General features: G+C 45.3%; 11 protein-coding genes. 7 read left to right on the top strand and 4 right to left on the bottom strand.

All coding sequences use genetic code 11. The annotated features are described in order from the left end of the window. Positions 1-25 precede the first annotated feature (25 nt). Genes I2I04_RS11945 through I2I04_RS11955 form a run of 3 tightly spaced genes read left to right on the top strand, consistent with a single transcriptional unit; the run spans position 26 to position 5,323 of the window. Positions 26-2,536 (top strand): family 20 glycosylhydrolase, encoded by a 2,511-nt coding sequence (locus I2I04_RS11945; RefSeq protein ID WP_195655102.1) that lies wholly within the window; start codon positions 26-28, stop codon positions 2,534-2,536. 21 nt (positions 2,537-2,557) lie between these two features. Next, a complete protein-coding gene (locus tag I2I04_RS11950; RefSeq protein WP_195655103.1) occupies positions 2,558-4,186 on the top strand; it encodes a beta-N-acetylhexosaminidase in 1,629 nt (542 codons plus the stop codon). Between the two features lie 21 nt (positions 4,187-4,207). Beyond that, on the top strand, positions 4,208-5,323 hold the full coding sequence (locus I2I04_RS11955) for an acyltransferase family protein (RefSeq protein WP_195655104.1): 1,116 nt from the start codon (positions 4,208-4,210) through the stop codon (positions 5,321-5,323). Between the two features lie 130 nt (positions 5,324-5,453). Here I2I04_RS11955 and I2I04_RS11960 read toward each other — a convergent pair whose 3' ends face one another. From I2I04_RS11960 to I2I04_RS11970, 3 genes are all read right to left on the bottom strand, one after another. Then, positions 5,454-7,067 (bottom strand): hypothetical protein, encoded by a 1,614-nt coding sequence (locus I2I04_RS11960; protein WP_195472513.1) that lies wholly within the window; start codon positions 7,065-7,067, stop codon positions 5,454-5,456. A gap of 67 nt (positions 7,068-7,134) precedes the next feature. Further along, positions 7,135-8,169, bottom strand: coding sequence for an HlyD family secretion protein (locus I2I04_RS11965; protein ID WP_143257931.1), 1,035 nt, complete (start codon positions 8,167-8,169; stop codon positions 7,135-7,137). Positions 8,170-8,241: 72 nt separating this feature from the next. Next, positions 8,242-9,561 carry a TolC family protein gene (locus tag I2I04_RS11970; protein WP_143257932.1) on the bottom strand — a complete coding sequence of 440 codons (1,320 nt, stop codon included), beginning with the start codon at positions 9,559-9,561 and terminating at the stop codon, positions 8,242-8,244. Between the two features lie 474 nt (positions 9,562-10,035). Here I2I04_RS11970 and I2I04_RS11975 point away from each other — a divergent pair, with 474 nt between their 5' ends. Both I2I04_RS11975 and I2I04_RS11980 read left to right on the top strand, forming a co-directional pair. After that, the gene (locus I2I04_RS11975) at positions 10,036-11,268 is read left to right on the top strand and encodes a multidrug effflux MFS transporter (RefSeq protein ID WP_370511890.1); all 1,233 of its coding nucleotides are present in this window, start codon (positions 10,036-10,038) and stop codon (positions 11,266-11,268) included. A gap of 417 nt (positions 11,269-11,685) precedes the next feature. After that, positions 11,686-12,768 carry a YhcG family protein gene (locus I2I04_RS11980; protein WP_195655105.1) on the top strand — a complete coding sequence of 361 codons (1,083 nt, stop codon included), beginning with the start codon at positions 11,686-11,688 and terminating at the stop codon, positions 12,766-12,768. A 66-nt stretch (positions 12,769-12,834) separates the two neighbouring features. Here I2I04_RS11980 and I2I04_RS11985 read toward each other — a convergent pair whose 3' ends face one another. After that, positions 12,835-13,683, bottom strand: coding sequence for a helix-turn-helix domain-containing protein (locus tag I2I04_RS11985; protein WP_143257935.1), 849 nt, complete (start codon positions 13,681-13,683; stop codon positions 12,835-12,837). Positions 13,684-13,839: 156 nt separating this feature from the next. Here I2I04_RS11985 and I2I04_RS11990 point away from each other — a divergent pair, with 156 nt between their 5' ends. Next, entirely contained in the window at positions 13,840-15,009 is a 1,170-nt protein-coding gene (locus I2I04_RS11990) for an efflux RND transporter periplasmic adaptor subunit (RefSeq protein ID WP_143257936.1), read from the top strand. 18 nt (positions 15,010-15,027) lie between these two features. After that, positions 15,028-18,225: an efflux RND transporter permease subunit gene (locus I2I04_RS11995; protein WP_195655106.1), complete on the top strand. Its 3,198-nt coding sequence runs from the start codon at positions 15,028-15,030 to the stop codon at positions 18,223-18,225. Positions 18,226-18,399 lie beyond the last annotated feature (174 nt).

An 18,399-nucleotide genomic window follows, 5' to 3' on the forward strand; every position in this document is an offset into this window, starting at 1 on the left:
GATATATAGAAAAATAGGAAAGCCTATGAGAAATATACTATATACGATAGGGGGAAGTCTGTGTCTCCTGTTGTTCATGACCGGCTGTAAATCGGCTGACGGGGCGAAAGCCCCCGTGTCATTGACTTGGGAGATGGGAGCTGCCGAAGTGCAGCCCGGCTACTATGAGAACTCATTTATTCTGAAGAATATATCAGATGCTCCTTTGGGAAAGGACTGGATCATCTATTATTCGCAGTTGCCTCGTGAGATTCTTCAAGACGAATCTGCATCGGTCAAGGTAGAGGTAGTAAATGCGAACTTCTTCCGGATGTATCCGGCGGAAAACTTCCAGCCATTGGCACCGGGAGACTCGCTGATTGTGACGTTCTGTTGTACCAACGGACTGAAAAAACTGTCACATGCTCCCGAAGGTACTTACTGGGTGAGTCAGGCAGGCGGCAAGCAAGGTACTCCCTTGCCTGTCGGGCTGACTATCTATCCGCTGCAAGGAATGGAGGCGGAAAGCTGGTATCCTGCACCTGATAAAATATATGCTTCAAACTTGGCGTTAGAGACTACTGGCAAGTTGCAACAAACTGATATTTTCCCGTCAGTAAAGGAAGCGTTTCCGGCTGTCGGTAAAGAAAACGTTACCATAGAAAATAAGGTGAAACTTACTTTTCATCCCGATTTTGCCAACGAAGCAGGATTGCTGAAAGAAAAGTTGGAAACACTCTATGGGTTGGAAGTCATTTCCGAAGCACCGGTAACGGTTCATCTGGATTATTTGCCGCAACAGGAGACGGCTGCGAATGACGAATACTATCGGATGGACACAGGAAATAGTCTGATCAATATTTCAGCTCCTACGTCACACGGCATTTTCAATGGCACGCAAACCTTGCTCTCTCTCTTGAAAGGACAAGAGAAACCGTTCCGTTTGGAAGCTGTATCTATCCGTGACTACCCCGACTTGCCATATCGCGGACAAATGTTGGATATTGCCAGAAACTTCACGACGGCAGACCAATTAAAGAAACTGATAGACGCTATCTCTTCTTATAAACTGAACGTGCTGCATTTCCACTTTTCGGATGATGAAGGCTGGCGTCTTCAGATTCCCGGTCTGGAAGAACTGACTTCGGTCGGTGCACGTCGAGGACACACCACGGATGAACTGGAATGTTTGTATCCGGGCTACGATGGCAACTATGATCCGTCTGCGCCTACCTCCGGCAACGGGTATTATACTCGTGAAGAGTTTATAGATTTATTGCGTTATGCAGCTCAAAGACATGTGCGTGTGATCCCGGAAATAGAGTCTCCGGGGCATGCACGGGCGGCAATTGTGTCCATGAAAGCACGTTATCATAAATATATAAACACCGATCCTGAAAAGGCCGTCGAATATTTGTTGAGTGACGCGCAAGATACTTCCCGCTATGTTTCCGCACAGTCTTATACGGATAACGTGATGAATGTGGCATTGCCCTCCACGTATCGGTTTATGGAAAAAGTGATTCGTGAGCTGATTGCTATGTATGAAGAAGCGGAGGTACCTTTGACTACCATTCACTTGGGAGGCGATGAAGTGCCTGATGGAGCTTGGATGGGTTCGCCTGTCTGTCGGGCATTTATGGATGAACATGGAATGACGAGTGCGCATGAACTGTCTGAATACTACATCACGAAGATGGCAGACTATCTGCAACAATATCATGTGCGGTTCAGTGGCTGGCAGGAAGCAGCGTTGGGACATTCGGAAGCTACCGACCGTCATTTGAACAGGCTTGCGGCAGGAATATATTGCTGGAATACTGTTCCCGAATGGGAAGCGGACGAAATACCTTATCAGGTAGCCAACAAAGGTTATCCGGTGATCCTCTGCAACGTGAACAACTTCTATCTGGATTTGGCCTATGATGCTCACCCCGATGAAAGAGGGCTCTCGTGGGCCGGATATGTGGATGAATCTAAAGGCTTTTCCATGCTTCCATATCACATCTATCGCTCTTCGCGTACTGATATGGCTGGTAATCCGGTCGATTTAGGTATTTCGGAAAGAGGAAAAACAGTTTTGACCGCATCCGGCAAGGAGCGTATCCAAGGAGTACAAGCGCAACTGTTTGCAGAAACGATCCGTGATTTCAAGTGGGTGGAATATTATACCTTTCCTAAAATCCTCGGACTGGTAGAACGCGGGTGGAATGCTTTTCCCGCTTGGAGTATGCTGGCAGGAGAGAAAGAACAGCTGGCTTTCAACAAAGCGCTGGCTCTGTTCTATTCGAAAGCGAGTGAGAAGGAAATGCCCCATTGGGCGTCCCGAAACATTAACTTCCGTTTGCCTCATCCCGGACTTTGCATCAAAGAAGGCAAGCTTTATGCCAACACCCCCATCCGGGGAGGGGAGATACGCTATACGACCGATGGAGCGGAACCAACTCGTGATTCAGCACTTTGGGAAGCTCCCATAACCTGTGATGCTTCGGTTGTGAAAGCTAAACTGTTTTATTTAAACAAAGAAAGTGTGACAAGCACTCTCAAAGTAAATTAATCCACAAAAAGTAGACAAGTTATGAACTATGATAAGATAAAAAAAGGCGGTATATTATTCCTGTTGGGAATAGGTGCGATCACATCATTGTCGTGCAATGACAATGATAATGGAGGGTATCCGGAACGGGTACCGACCCGCCTGTCGGTAATGCCTTTGCCGGAAAGAGTTGATTATAAAGAATCGGTGGTCACTCTTCCGCAGAATGTGACTGTTAGCCAGAATATTCCGGCTTCTACGTCACAACTGTTGAAATCCACGCTGGAAGAGAAACTGTCTCTTTCCGCGAGTGACGCTTCCAACGATCATGCCTTTATCCGGGTGAAACAAGAATCTGATCTGGCTAAAGAAGCCTATCGTCTGACCGTAACCAAAGAGGGAGCCTGCATCTATTATTCAACGGAAACCGGACTTCTTTGGGGAATCCAAACGTTGAGGCAAGCACTCGAACAAGCTAATTTCTTCACTTTGGGAAACTCGAAATATCTTCCGATGGTAGATATAAAGGATGCTCCCAAATACGACTGGCGCGGATTCCATATCGATGTGGTACGGCACATGTTTACGGTTGACTATCTGAAAAAGGTGATAGATTGTTTGTCTTTCTACAAAATAAACAAGCTCCACCTGCATTTGACCGACGATCAGGGCTGGCGTATCGAAGTGAAAAAATATCCTTTACTGACGCAGGAAGGAAGCTGGCGTGACTTCGACGAGTATGACAAGAGATGCGTAGAACTTTCCCAACAAGATTATAACTACGAGATAGATCCTCGTTTTGTGAGAAATGGTTCGCAATATGGTGGTCATTATACACAAGAAGAGATGAAAGGCTTGGTGAGTTACGCATTGGAAAGAGGTATTGATATTATTCCCGAAATAGATATGCCAGGGCATTTCTCGGCGGCTATCAAAGTGTATCCCGAACTGTCGTGTACGGGAGAAGCTGGTTGGGGAGAAGAATTTTCTTATCCTATTTGCCCTTCCCGCCCGGAAAACTATCAGTTTGTGCAATCTATCATTGATGAAATGGTCGAAATCTTCCCTTCGGAATATTTTCATATAGGGGCTGACGAGGTAGAAAAGGATAACTGGGAGCAGTGTGAAGTCTGTCAGCAGTTGATGCAACAGGAAGGTTATCAGAAAGTGGATGAATTGCAAAACCGCTTTGTGAAGATAATGACGAATTATGTGAAGGGTAAAGGTAAGAAAGTGATGGGATGGGACGATGCTTTTCTTGAGAAAGATCCACAAGACCTGATCTATACCTATTGGCGTGACTGGCTGCCCGACCAGCCGGGAAAGATTACCCAGAAAGGTTATCCGATTGTATTTATGGAGTGGTCTCGTTTCTATTTGAGCGCAACGCCTTCGGACGAAGGATTAAGCTCTTTGTATAACTTCGAGTTCGAACCCCAGTTTCCTAATATTGTGAAGCAGAATGTATTAGGCTTCCAAGCCTGTGTCTGGACGGAAATGATTCCTAATGAGCGGAAGTTCGGTCAGCATGTTTTCCCTTCTCTTCAGGCTTTTTCAGAATTGGCGTGGGGAAGTGACCGCAACTGGATTGATTTCACCAATCGCCTGAAATGGCATGTTAAATGGTTGAATGAGAATGGATTTTACTTCACCAAACCGGGATTTATTTAATCCCGGTATCATCAGAATGATATGAAATCAGAACGTTTACTTTCATTAGACGTGCTTCGGGGAATCACCATTGTCGGAATGATTTTGGTGAACAACCCCGGTACGTGGGAGTCTGTTTATGCGCCCTTGCGCCATGCCGAATGGAACGGACTGACACCGACAGACCTGGTCTTCCCATTCTTTATGTTTATCATGGGTGTTTCTATGAGCTTTGCTTTATCCAGGTTCGACCATCACTTCAGCCGTAGTTTTATCACCAAACTGGTGCGGCGCACAGTGATTTTATTCTTGTTGGGACTTTTTCTTTCCTGGTTTTCGTTGGTGTGTGCGGGGGTGGAACAGCCTTTCTCACAGATACGTATTCTAGGTGTGTTGCAACGACTGGCGTTAGCTTACTTCTTTGGTTCCTTGTTGATTATGAGTGTCCGGCGTCCGGCAAATCTGGCATGGATCTCCGCGATTATTCTGATAGGCTATGCTGTTCTATTGGCTTTGGGGCACGGCTTTGAACTATCCGAGCAGAATATTATTGCCGTTACAGACCGAACATTGTTCGGAGAAACTCATCTGTACCGGGAGTGGTTGCCGGACGGCGGACGTATCTTTTTCGATCCGGAAGGGCTGTTAAGTACCTTGCCGTGTATTGCGCAAGTGATAATAGGTTATTTCTGCGGAAATATCTTGCGGGAGAAGACAGAAATTCATCATCGGTTGTTACAGATATCCATACTTGGTATTGTTCTTTTATTTGCCGGATGGTTGCTTAGTTACGGTTGCCCGTTGAATAAAAAGGTATGGAGTCCGACTTTTGTCTTGGTAACCTGTGGTTTTGCTTCTTTATTTCTTGTGCTTCTCACCTGGCTTATTGATATTCGTAAAAAACAGAAATGGGCGTATCCTTTCCATGTTTTTGGCACGAATCCGTTGTTCATCTATGTGGTGGCCGGCGTGTTGGCTACTCTACTCGAGGTTATCACAGTTAGTGGAATTAGTCTGCAAGGGAGGATTTATGCCTCCATCCGGCTCATTCTTCCCGACGCTTATTTGGCCTCTCTGATTTACGGACTTCTGTTTATTGGATTCAATTATTTGATTGTGTGGGTCTTGTACAAAAAGCGGATCTTTATAAAGATATAATAAAGAACAGGTCTGAAAAAAGGATAGTTTACACCGGTGCTTTTCGAAAGTTGGTTTTCGTAATGAATCGGTATGAACTATCCTTTTTATGATGTAGTGCTATATAGTCAATAGGTGGATAGGTTATCTTTTATTTTTCTTTTCCGGACGGTGTATGCGTTGTCCGCCAAAATGTGTTTTTTACCTCTCTTGCCACGTCTCTCCAACTTGGTATGCTTTTCAATGAACGGCGAACCGGAAAATCATAAAGCAATAATAATAGGAAAAGGAAGATACAGGCATAAGCCACCCAGCCATAAATTTGTTTGATGCTTATTTCCATCATCTGACTGATAAACTCTTCCATATAATGCCCGAGGTTAAACGGATTGCTACTGAAAGACACATGATCGATGGCCGAACCGTAACGAGCCAGGTTATCCGGAACATAATAGGCCAATCCCTGTGCATAGACTGCACAACCCAACACACCGCCAACTACCATGTGCAGCATATTGAATACACTTAACCCCTGAAAGAAATGCTGGAACGTCATGGTTTCTTCCAGACACACCATGAAAGTGGCACTTAAAACAGCATAGGCAAATCCCCTGCATACCGTTGGCAGGTAGAGTTGTGAAATATGTATATCAGTAGATAGAGTCAGGTAAAAACCGATCAGATAACCGATCAGCCCAACGAAGCCGACAATAATCAAGCGCACATAGTTGTATTGTTTGATGTGCATCCACCAATAAGAGAATACACAACCACAAACGATACCGATAATGGCAAACCAGTCGAGTTGTGAACTGACCAGTTCTTCATATTTCATCACTTCTTCGTAGAAGACTTCTTCTAATACATGCTCGGTTGCAAGAAACGCTTCCACTAATGTGACTAGTCCTAATAAGGACCAAAAGTGGCGATAAGTCCACATCTTCGGTTCGAGAAAAGGATGGCGGATTGTCATCATACGCCAAATGCAGATACCCAAAGTGATGAAAATCACGATAGTCAGTTGGCGGATTACCGGGCTGTTCCACCAGTCATACCAGTCTCCGTAGTTGAAGAGGAAGGCGATTTCCGCTAATAAGGCGGCCCAGAGCACTCCACCCAGCCAGTCGATACCGAACAGGGGAAATTTACGCATGAACCTGAAATGTTTCACACAGGTAAACTGAATCAGCAGGACGATCAGCATTAATCCGGCGATGAACAGATTCATATATGTCCAGTGGTAGTGATACATTAAATAAGTCGTAATCAGGTCGGACAGTTGAATACTTCCCAGAATTACAATATGAAGCCAGGGAAAGAAAACCGTGAAATCCCGTTTAGGGGTCATCCATAACTGAATGTTGGACATACATTCAAAAGTTCCCTGTATTTTGCACATTCCTTCGATGAAACAGATCAGCCACAACAGTGGGAGGAAGGTGATATGTGGAGCTATCAAGTTACAGAGTAAGACTCCCAATGCTGCCGACGTGAGTAGGGTTTTATTGGTAAAACGAAACTTCATGCGAAACAATAACGGGAAATAGATCGCCATACCTGCCAGATTAGCGTACATGCACATTAAAATATCCTCACGCATCAGTGCCATGCTGCCGATCATCTGATTCAATGCACCCAGATAGACACCGCCCGATAACTGGAAGGTGACGGCAATGAAAAGATAAATCCACGGCTGCATCCTCCGCGGTACGAAGCTGCGGAACATTGGCATAACGAAAGGACCGTTCAGAACAGGAGCGCTCATAAAAATTAAAGATTAGAAATTAAAAATTAAAGCAATTGATAATTAAAACGATAAAGGGTTGAAGCGGTTAGTACTTCACCTCACATTCTACGTTGAAGCCTGCACGCATACGTTTCAAATCTTCCGGTTTGTTTCCTTTCAGACTGATACGTACGGGAATACGTTGCTCCACTTTGACGAAATTACCGGTGGCGTTATCTTGTGGAATCATAGAGAAAGCTGCTCCTGTTGCGTCGGAAATAGATTCTACTACTCCTTTGAATGTTATGTTTGGCACAGCATCCGCTGTAATTTCCACTTCTGCGCCTTCCTTGATATTCGGAAGCTGGGTTTCGCGATAATTGGCGATTACCCACAGGTCGCTGCTGTCTACGATGTCGACCATTGTTTGTCCCGGCTGTACCAGCTGGCCTTCCAAAATTTCTTTCTTTCCTGTGGTACCGTCACATGGAGCAATGATGATTGTATAAGAAAGATTCAGACGGGCAAGCTCTAATGCAGCTTCTGCCAGGCGGACACCTGCCTCATTTTGTCCTAAACGATGGGTTTGCTCGCTTTTCACTAAAGATGTAGACAATTTAGCTCGTGACACCTGTTCATAACGGGCTTTGGCAGCTTCGTAAGCTGTATGCACGTTGTCATATTGTTGTTTTGTCACTGCATCTTCCTGCAATAATTTTTCGAAACGATTCAGTTCGCGTCTTGCATTTTCCATTTGTACACGCACTTCCTCAATGCTTGCGTCGCTCACGCTCAAGTTGTTTTGAGTAGTGGCGATGCCGACGGTAGTGGCTTGCCGTCCTGCGGTAGCATTAGCTAAATCAGCTTCTGCCTGTGCCACACGGAGGCGGAATTCAGTATCTTCGATGATAAGGAGCGTGTCGCCTTTGTGTACTTGCTGATACTCGTCGAAACAGATTTTTTTGATGAACCCCGGAACACGAGTGTTGATTGGCGTGATATGTTGTCTCACCTGCGCATTATCAGTATATTCAATGTTTCCAAGGTGAATGAACCGGGAACAAACATAGGTGATACCACCGATAAGAAGACAGATTATCACAATATTATATATAATCTTCTGGGTTTTTCTAGCTATCATAATCATTTATATTTTAAACAGTAAGTAATTTCATTCTCTTAATTTACAATCCAAATTGTCTAATCGTAAAATCTATAGGGTATGTGTGATATATTTCATTTTATAGTAACTATATATCAAGTTGATGCGTGCATTGACCAGACCGAGGTCGGCGCTTAGTTTCATGTTGCTGGCGTCGAGCATATCGGTGAGCAGAGCGAGATCATTTTTATAGCGGTTGCTGATAACATTATAATTTTGGTCGGCGAGTTCTACGCTTTTCTCCTGCGTACGTAAGTCAGTAAAAGAAGTGAGGAAGTTGACATAATTTGCCTGAACTCCGTTTTCTATTTGTTCCTGTGCCAATGAATATTCTTCCTGTGCTCTGCGTGCGTTCAATTTTGCCTGACGTACTTTTTTGTTATTTTTGAATAAAGAAGAAAGGTTGTATTTTATGCCGACACCCACATACCAGTAATTGAAGTTGTTATCTAGTACCGGGACTTCAATCGTGATAGGACCGTCCAAATGCTCTCCGGCTACAAGAGCAATTTTGGGAAGCAGTTCCGAACGTTCCAGTTTTACTTTCTGCTCGCTCATTTGTACAGACAGCTGGGCTTGTTGCAGGCCGACATTACTTTGGGCCGCCATCATTTGCCAGTCGTTTTCTGCCAGTGCTTTTACTTCCTCATCCAACAAGGTAGGATCAGGGACGATTTCTGTTCCGGCAGGCAGGTGTAGCGTAGTCACCAGTTGGTGATTCATAATTTTGCAGGCATCCTGCACCTTTGCCAGTTGCAGTTTAAGCGTCTCTTTCTGCAGTTCATAACGGGTGATATCATTCTTTAAAGCTGTTCCCTGCGTACGGCGTGATTCCATGTTGCGGATCACCTGTTCCGTCAGGTCCAGATTTTTTTGTAACACTTGCAACTGGTTATTCAATTTATATAAATCCAGATAATAGCCGGTCAGAAGAAAACGGATCTCCTGACGGTTCTTTTGCCAGTCCAATGCAGCCATTTGTTGCCCGAGTTCTGCCAGAGTAATGCTGCTGTTGATGGCTCCACCGGCATAAATCACTTGCTGTGCCTCCAAAGCAAAGTTATTGCCGAAGTGCGGCATAGGAATGTTTTGCCCGTTTTTGAAATCACGGTCCCACAAATATCCGTCACCCAGGTAACTGAATGAAAGTGAAGCCCCTATGTCCGGTAAACGTTGTGACTTGGCAGCTTTCAAAGCTTCTTTGGCTGCCTCTTCCCCCGTTTTATACGTTTGAATACTCTGACTGTTCTCGTCTGCCAGACGGAACATTTCGTTAATGCCCAAAACTCTCTTGTCAAGCGTCTGGGCAAACAGTCTTTGGCTACAAAGTACGGCGTATAGCAGCACTATGAGCCATCTTTTTTTGCTCATAAAGTGAAAAGAAATTTAATTAATAGTAGAAGTTTGAATTTTCTATGGTAAATTCTCTGTAGTGAAGACCGAATTATCAAATTTGCACTTCCACACCCCAACCGTGAAAGTCATGCATTTTGTTCTTGTAACGAATGTCGATTTGATAATATCTTAGTTTCATCTTAATACCTGTTTTCTATTTTGGATTTGCGAAATTATGAAAAAAAACAGGTAAGTTGTAACCTTATAGATGTCTAAATATAATGTTTTTTAACGATTATCGCATGGTATGTTGGGTAGAGGAAAGTAGTCTCATCCCATGAACGTAAGTTCATATATGCATGCCCTGCTATTCATGATTGTCAAGGTTATGGAACTTTAATACAAAGAAAAGAGAGGGTTGTTCTGAAAAGAGCCGGTTTTGTTCTGATTAAGTCTACTGGTAAGCCATAGAAAACGTGTACCTTTGCCCCCGAATTTAAATGATTGATTATGAATGTTATAGTAAATAATATGAATACAATGATAAAACAGGAGAACTCAAAGATGTTTTTGCTGATTTTGCTTGGTATGTTGTCAGCGTTCGGACCTTTTGTTACGGATATGTATTTGCCTAGTCTGCCAGCAATGACAGACTATTTTTCTACCCGTTCGTCTATGGTACAATTAGGGCTTACTACGAGCATGATCGGGCTGGCATTGGGACAAATCTTTTTCGGACCCTTAAGTGATAAATACGGCCGACGTCCGTTGTTGCTCGTTTCGATGATACTATTTATCATTTCCACAGTGTTCTGTCTTTTTGCCCCGGACATTTATTCGTTTATAACGTTGAGGTTGGTGCAGGGAATCGGAGGAGCAGGCGGTATCGTTATTTCCCGTTCGGTGGCTACTGATAAGTTTTCGGGGAAGGAGTTGGCCAAGATGCTGGCGGTGATTGGCGCGATTAATGGTGTGGCTCCTGTTGCGGCTCCGGTAGTCGGAGGGTTGGTGACCGGGACTATCGGATGGAAAGGAATTTTTGTGATTTTGCTGTTTATTGGAGTACTCTTGTGGATAGGCTGTATCCGTTTTAAAGAATCGCTCCCTGTGGAGCAACGCTCGAAGACAGGTGTCGTTTCCACTTTCCGTAGTTTCGGTGTGATCGTTCATAACCGCCGTTATATGCTCTATGTCCTGCAACTGGCGTTTGCGCAAGGCATCCTGTTTGCTTACATTGCTTCTTCTCCCTTCATCGTGCAGCAACATTACGGATTTTCTCCGTTGGCTTTTAGTGTTTGTTTTGCAGTGAATGCAGTAGCTATCGGAGTAGCGGCAGCTCTTTCCGTAAAATTCCGTCGCACGGAAAACGGGACACTGATCGGTTGTGTAGGAATGTTGTGCTTGTCGCTTTGCCTGATGGGAGCCTTGTATAGCGGTTGCAGCTTCTGGACGTATGAATTACTGATGTTCGCATTGCTCTTTATGATGGGACTGACCTTTACTTCTTCCACCACCTTAGCCATGGACAGCGAACGGCGATATGCCGGAGCAGCTTCCGCCCTGTTGGGTGCCCTCTGTTTCGCTTCCGGAGGCATTGTTTCTCCATTGGTTGGTATAGGAAATATCCTTGTATCTACCGGAATAACGTTTGTTGTCTGTGCCATCTGTTCCCTGCTTTGTGCACTTTGGGCGATGAGGCGGATGGCGACGAAAGTGGCGGTATATACTGTGATGAAAGACTAATTTAGAAGGTCTGCCAATGTTCCGGTTAGGGTGTTTCTGATAGGAGGAACTTGGAGAGAATATATCTATAGTTGTCTGGGATATTTTATCATTCAATTAACTTCTCTCGGTAAAAGCGGGCATCTTCCAACAAAAAGCCATTCAACTCGTCGTTTCCGCAATTGAATGGCTTTATATTCTCTGTGTCTTCTGGAGTAACGTCCAACTGGATAAATATAAGTTTGCACTCGTGACAAAGTTGTGGTATGACGGAAAAGGCAGGCAAATTTATCGGATAGTGCATCCGTAATGCTTCAATTATCATTATATTTGCCACTCTATTACCAAGAAAGGTCTCTTTGCTTTGAGGCAATCGGCTGAATGATGCTTGGGTAGGAATAACCTATAGTGTCTTTAATCTAAAACGAAAAATAATAAATGGAAATTCAAAATAGTATATTTAACTACGCTGCTTTGCTTAAACAAGTCAAAGCACGGGTGGCACTCGCACAGAAAAAAGCGATTTATTCCGCTAATGAAGAAATGCTTTCTATGTATTGGGACATCGGCAAACTTCTTTGTGAAAGCCAGAAGCAGATAGGATGGGGGAACAATGCACTTGAACAGCTTGCCAATGACCTGAAGAATGATTATCCGAAAGTGAAGGGCTTTTCAAAAAGAAATTGTCAGGTGATGATTCAATTCTATAATGAATATAATCAGCAACTTACAAATGCGCAACCAGCGGTTGCGCATTTGCAGGAAGCTTCCATAGTATTGCCGATAAAACAGTTAAGCTGGTCACACAACATCACTTTAATACAACGAGTAAAAGACCTGAAAGCCCGCTATTGGTACATGATTCAATGTTTGAAGAGTGGATGGAGTCGTAATTTCTTAATTGAAGCTATCAATCAGGACTACTACCATACTTACGGAGCATTGGCAAACAATTTCGATACCACTCTCCCGGAAATACAAGCCAAGCAGGTAAAAGAAACCTTAAAAGACCCCTATATTTTTGATATGCTGACTTTCACTGACGAATATAACGAAAGAGATGTAGAGTTAGGGTTGGTTAAGCATATTGAAAAGTTCCTTCTCGAAATGGGAGCAGGCTTCGCCTTCATGGGCAGACAGTATCATATTGAAGTGTCCGGCAATGATTTCTATATTGACATCTTGATGTATAATGTGTTTATGCACAGGTATTTAGTCGTGGAGTTGAAAAAGGGGGACTTCCAACCCGAATATATCGGTAAACTGAATTTCTATTGTTCTGCAGTAGATGATATTCTTTGCCGGGAAGGTGATAATCAGACGATTGGTTTGCTTCTTTGTCAGAACAAAGATCGCATCATGGCTGAATATGCTTTACGTGATGTGCGCAAACCAATAGGTATTTCCGATTATGAGTTAGGTAAATCAATCCCTCACGATATAAAATCCGGACTGCCTTCCATCGAAGAACTGGAAAGCAAACTTTATCAGGGATTACAAGACAATGAAAGTGCAGAATAATTTAGGCGGAGTGGTGTATAGGTGGAAAAAATACACCATGCTCGCCCGTCTGTGCTATTTTTGTTATTAGATAGAATATTTGCTCTGATACTCCTTTGGCGACATCCCCTCATGTCGTTTGAAATACCTGCCTAGATACGACTGATCGGGAAAACCGAGTCGGTCGGCTATTTCCTGAATCGTCAGTCCGGTGGATTGAAGCAGCACTTTTATCTCCAGGATGGCGAAGTCGTCGATAATCTTTTTGGCGGCGTCGCCCGTCACGCTCTTGCAGATACCTGTCAGATATTTGGTGGAGATACAGAGCTTGTTGGCGTAGAAGGTTACTTCCCTTTCAGCGATGCAGTTTTCGTGCACCAGTGCGATGAAATTCTTGAAGATTTCATCCTGCCGGCTTCCTCCTTCTATTTCCTGCCGGTCGAAGTAGCGGTAACACTTATCATAAATATCCAGCATAAACGACTGGAGATGATTTTTGGCGATTTGGTTGCGGAAACGGTTTTCACGATCGTTGTATATAGCTGTCGTGGCACGTATTAGCCCGTTGATTGCTCCTGTGTTTTCATCCTTGAGTGTATAGCACGGTTTTTCTTTGATGAACCGGAAGAAGATCGGCTCGAAACGGAGGCAGGCTTCGCGAAACATTTCTTTGGGGAATCCGAAGAAAGAAGCTGTGAAATCACTGCTGCTGCCGTTGACACGGATAATCGTTCCCGGCAAGAGCACGATTTGAGTATTTTCGACAATTTCATAGTCTTTCAAGTCAATCGTGACGTGTGCCCATCCGCTTCGGCAAAAATAGATGGCGCCCCCTTCCAGTTTCCACAGGCGTTGCATAATTGGAGACAGGTTTTCGTCCATTCCGGCAACAAACGGTTCACGAAGTATGGCTAGGTTAGAGTTTTTTGATTCCATTGTTATTCTTATTTTGGGTGCAAAAATAGGACTTTTTCACTAAATATCGGTTTTAATGTTCCTAAAATGAACAAAACTGAAGATACTAAGTCCAGTTTTCTATGAAGAAAACAGTCTACCTTTGCCGCATTTAAAAATATTTAATAGGTAACAGAAATGATTAAAAAGGTATGTAAAATGAAGCAGGGATTATTGTTGCTCTGCTGTATGGTTGCTGCGACAGGCTGTAAACAGGCTCCCCCGGCACAAATGGAAACAGAATATGAAGTGATGACCGTTGTTCCGGCCGACCGGATGATTTCAAGCACTTACTCGGCAACCATCCGCGGGCGTCAGGATATTGATATTTATCCCCAGGTGAGTGGTACGCTGACTAAAGTTTGTGTGACGGAAGGTCAACGCGTGAAGAACGGACAGACGTTGTTTATCATCGATCAGGTGCCGTATGAAGCTGCTTTGCAAACGGCAGTGGCAAACGTTGAATCGGCAAAAGCCTCTCTGGCTACGGCACAACTGACGTATGACAGCAAAGAGGAACTGTATAAAGCGAACGTAGTTTCCTCTTTCGATTTGAGTACGGCGAAAAACTCCCTACTGGCTGCCAAGGCACAGCTGGCGCAGACAAAAGCGCAGGAAGTAAGTGCCCGTAACAATCTTTCTTATACGGTTGTGAAGAGTCCGGCAGATGGAGTGGTGGGTACATTGCCTTACCGTGTAGGAGCTTTGGTAAGTTCCGCTCTTGCCCAACCGCTGACGACGGTTTCCGACAATTCGGATATGTATGTTTATTTCTCCATGACGGAAAATCAGTTGCTGGGACTCATCCGCCAATACGGTTCCAAAGAAGAGGCGCTGAAAAATATGCCTGCCATCGATCTGCAACTCAACGACAAATCGACTTATCCCGAGCAAGGACAGATCGAGTCGATTAGTGGAGTGATCGATCGTTCGACGGGTACGGTCAGTCTGCGTGCTGTTTTTCCGAATAAGGAAGGATTGTTGCATAGCGGTGGTGCGGGTAATGTGATTGTTCCTGTGCGGAAAACGGGAGCGTTGATCATTCCGCAGGCTGCCACTTTCGAAATACAGGATAAGAGATATGTGTATAAAGTAGTGGACGGTAAAGCTCAATCAAGCCCGGTACAGGTGACTCGCGTCGATGGCGGTCGGGAATTTATTGTAGATGAAGGGCTGGCACCGGGAGATGTGATTGTGGCCGAAGGCGTAGGATTGCTTCGTGAAGGTACTCCCGTTAAGGCGAAGGCCGCTCAACCCCAGTCGGCAGAGACAGCCATGACGTCTCCGGCAACAACTACTGAAAATTAAACCAAGGAGGAATCATTCATGAATTTAAGAACCTTTATAGAACGCCCCGTATTATCGGCAGTCATCTCTATTACGATTGTCGTAGTGGGTATCATCGGGCTGTTCAGTCTGCCTGTTGAGCAGTACCCCGATATTGCTCCGCCTACCATTATGGTGAGTACCACCTATTATGGTGCCAGTGCGGAGACGTTGCAGAAGAGTGTAATCGCGCCTTTGGAAGAGGCGATCAATGGGGTGGAGGACATGACCTACATGACTTCTTCCGCCACCAATGCCGGTTCGGTGAGCATCACCGTCTATTTTAAGCAGGGCACTGACCCTGATATGGCGGCTGTCAACGTGCAAAACCGTGTGTCGCGTGCTACAGGACAGCTTCCGGCGGAAGTCACCCAGGTCGGTGTGACCACTTCCAAGCGGCAGACGAGTATCTTGCAGATGTTCTCCTTGTCCAGCCCGGACGAGAGTTATGACGAGAATTTCTTGTCCAATTATATCAGCATCAACCTGAAACCACAGATTCTTCGTATTTCCGGTGTGGGTGATATGATGATTATGGGTGGTGAATATAGTATGCGTGTCTGGATGAAGCCGGATGTGATGGCACAGTACAAACTGATTCCGTCTGACATCACCGGTGTGCTTGCCGAGCAGAATATCGAATCGGCAACCGGTTCGTTTGGTGAGAACTCGAATGAAACGTACCAATATACAATGAAGTACAAGGGACGTCTGATCACCCCCGAAGAATTTGGTGACATCGTCATCCGTTCTACCGATAATGGCGAGGTGTTGAAACTGAAAGATATTGCCGACATACAACTAGGACAGGACAGCTACGCTTATCACGGCGGTATGGACGGTCATCCAGGTATATCTTGTATGGTGTTCCAGACGGCAGGTTCCAATGCGACGGAAGTAAACCGGAACATCGACAAATTCCTCGATGAGGCACGCAAGGATCTTCCGAAAGGAGTGGAGCTGACACAGATGATGAGCTCCAACGACTTCCTGTTCGCTTCCATTCATGAGGTGGTGAAGACGTTGATCGAGGCAATTATCCTCGTTATCCTCGTGGTGTACGTTTTCTTGCAGGACTTCCGTTCCACATTGATTCCTTTGGTCGGAATCGTTGTGTCACTGGTAGGTACGTTCGCTTTCATGGCGATAGCGGGATTCAGTATCAACCTGTTGACACTGTTTGCGCTCGTGCTTGTGATCGGTACGGTGGTGGATGATGCCATTATTGTCGTCGAGGCGGTGCAGGCACGGTTCGATGTGGGCTACAGGTCGTCGTATATGGCAAGTATCGACGCGATGAAAGGTATCAGTAATGCTGTTATCACTTCTTCACTGGTGTTTATGGCGGTATTTATTCCGGTGTCCTTTATGGGCGGCACTTCCGGTACGTTCTATACACAGTTCGGGTTGACGATGGCGGTTGCGGTAGGCATCTCGGCCATCAACGCGTTGACTTTGAGTCCGGCTTTGTGCGCATTGCTGCTGAAACCTTACATCAATGAAGACGGAACGCAGAAGAACAACTTTGCGGCACGTTTCCGTAAGTCTTTCAATTCGGCTTTCGATGTGATGGTGGATAAATATAAGACGATTGTGTTGTTCTTTATCAAGCGCAGATGGCTCACATGGTCGTTGCTGGCTTGTTCCGTAGTGTTGCTTGTGTTCCTGATGAATACGACAAAGACCAGTCTGGTGCCGGATGAGGATCAGGGAGTTGTTTTTGTGAATGTAAGTACGGCGGCAGGTAGCTCGTTGTCGACCACCGATGAAGTGATGGAACGCATTGAAAAACGTTTGATGGCAATCCCTCAACTGAAGCACGTGCAGAAAGTGGCCGGTTACGGATTGTTGGCAGGACAGGGAAGTTCGTTCGGCATGCTGATTCTCAAGCTGAAACCGTGGGACGAACGACCGGATGACGCGGATAATGTGCAGTCGGTGATCGGGCAGGTGTATGCCCGTACGGCTGATATTAAGGATGCCAGTGTGTTCGCCATCTCACCGGGTATGATTCCGGGCTACGGTATGGGTAATGCCCTCGAGCTCCACATGCAGGACAAGATGGGCGGTGATATCAATGAGTTCTTCACCACTACCCAGCAATATTTGGGCGCGTTGAACCAACGGCCTGAAATAGCAATGGCTTATTCGACGTTCGACGTGCGCTATCCGCAATGGACGGTAGAGGTGGATGCGGCTAAATGCAAGCGTGCAGGTATCACGCCTGACGCGGTGCTGAGTACGCTGTCCGGCTACTACGGCGGTCAGTATGTGTCCAACTTCAACCGTTTCTCTAAAGTGTATCGTGTTATGATTCAGGCCGATCCGATGTTCCGTCTGGACGAGACTTCGCTCGACAACGCTTTTGTACGTATGTCTAATGGTGAGATGGCTCCGTTAAGCCAGTTCGTTACGCTGACCCGCAGTTATGGTGCGGAGTCGTTGAGCCGTTTCAATATGTATAATTCTATTGCGGTGAACGCGATGCCGGCCGATGGATACAGTACGGGAGACGCGATCAAGGCTGTGCAGGAAACGGCGGAACAGTCTCTTCCGAAAGGTTACGGCTATGACTACGGAGGTATCACCCGTGAGGAAAACCAGCAAAGCGGTACGACGATGATTATTTTCGGTATCTGCTTCCTGATGATTTACCTCATTCTAAGCGCGCTTTATGAGAGCTTCATTATTCCGTTCGCCGTTCTTTTGAGTGTGCCTTGCGGATTGATGGGTAGCTTCCTTTTCGCCTGGATGTTCGGATTGGAGAATAATATTTATCTGCAAACGGGGCTGATTATGTTGATCGGTCTGCTGGCAAAAACGGCTATCTTGCTGACGGAATACGCTGCCGAACGCCGTAAGGCCGGTATGGGACTGATTGCTTCTGCTGTCAGTGCGGCCAAAGCCCGTTTGCGCCCGATTCTGATGACGGCTTTGACGATGATTTTCGGTCTGTTCCCGCTGATGATGTCCAGTGGAGTAGGAGCTAACGGTAACCGCTCATTGGGTACGGGAGTAGTTGGCGGTATGACTATCGGTACGCTGGCGTTGCTTTTCATCGTGCCAACCTTGTTCATCGCTTTCCAATGGTTGCAGGAGCGTTTCCGTCCCGTACAGAGCGCCCCTACGCATGATTGGCAGATTGAAGAGGAAATCAAAGTGAGCGAGGAAGAAAAGTCCAAGGCTGGAAAAGAGTAATTCTGATTTTTAGACAGAAGAACATTAGTGTAAAAGATAAAGTCGATGTAGTCATATAATCAATGTAATTCATGTGGTTGATATAATGAATACAATCGTTGCAATGGAACGTTGACCATAAGTTCAATATTTGTTCTTTTGTTCTTCTGTCTGAAAGATAAAATAAGCATTTAA

This window comes from Bacteroides sp. 1001136B_160425_E2 (assembly GCF_015559655.1).
Classification (GTDB): domain Bacteria; phylum Bacteroidota; class Bacteroidia; order Bacteroidales; family Bacteroidaceae; genus Bacteroides; species Bacteroides luhongzhouii.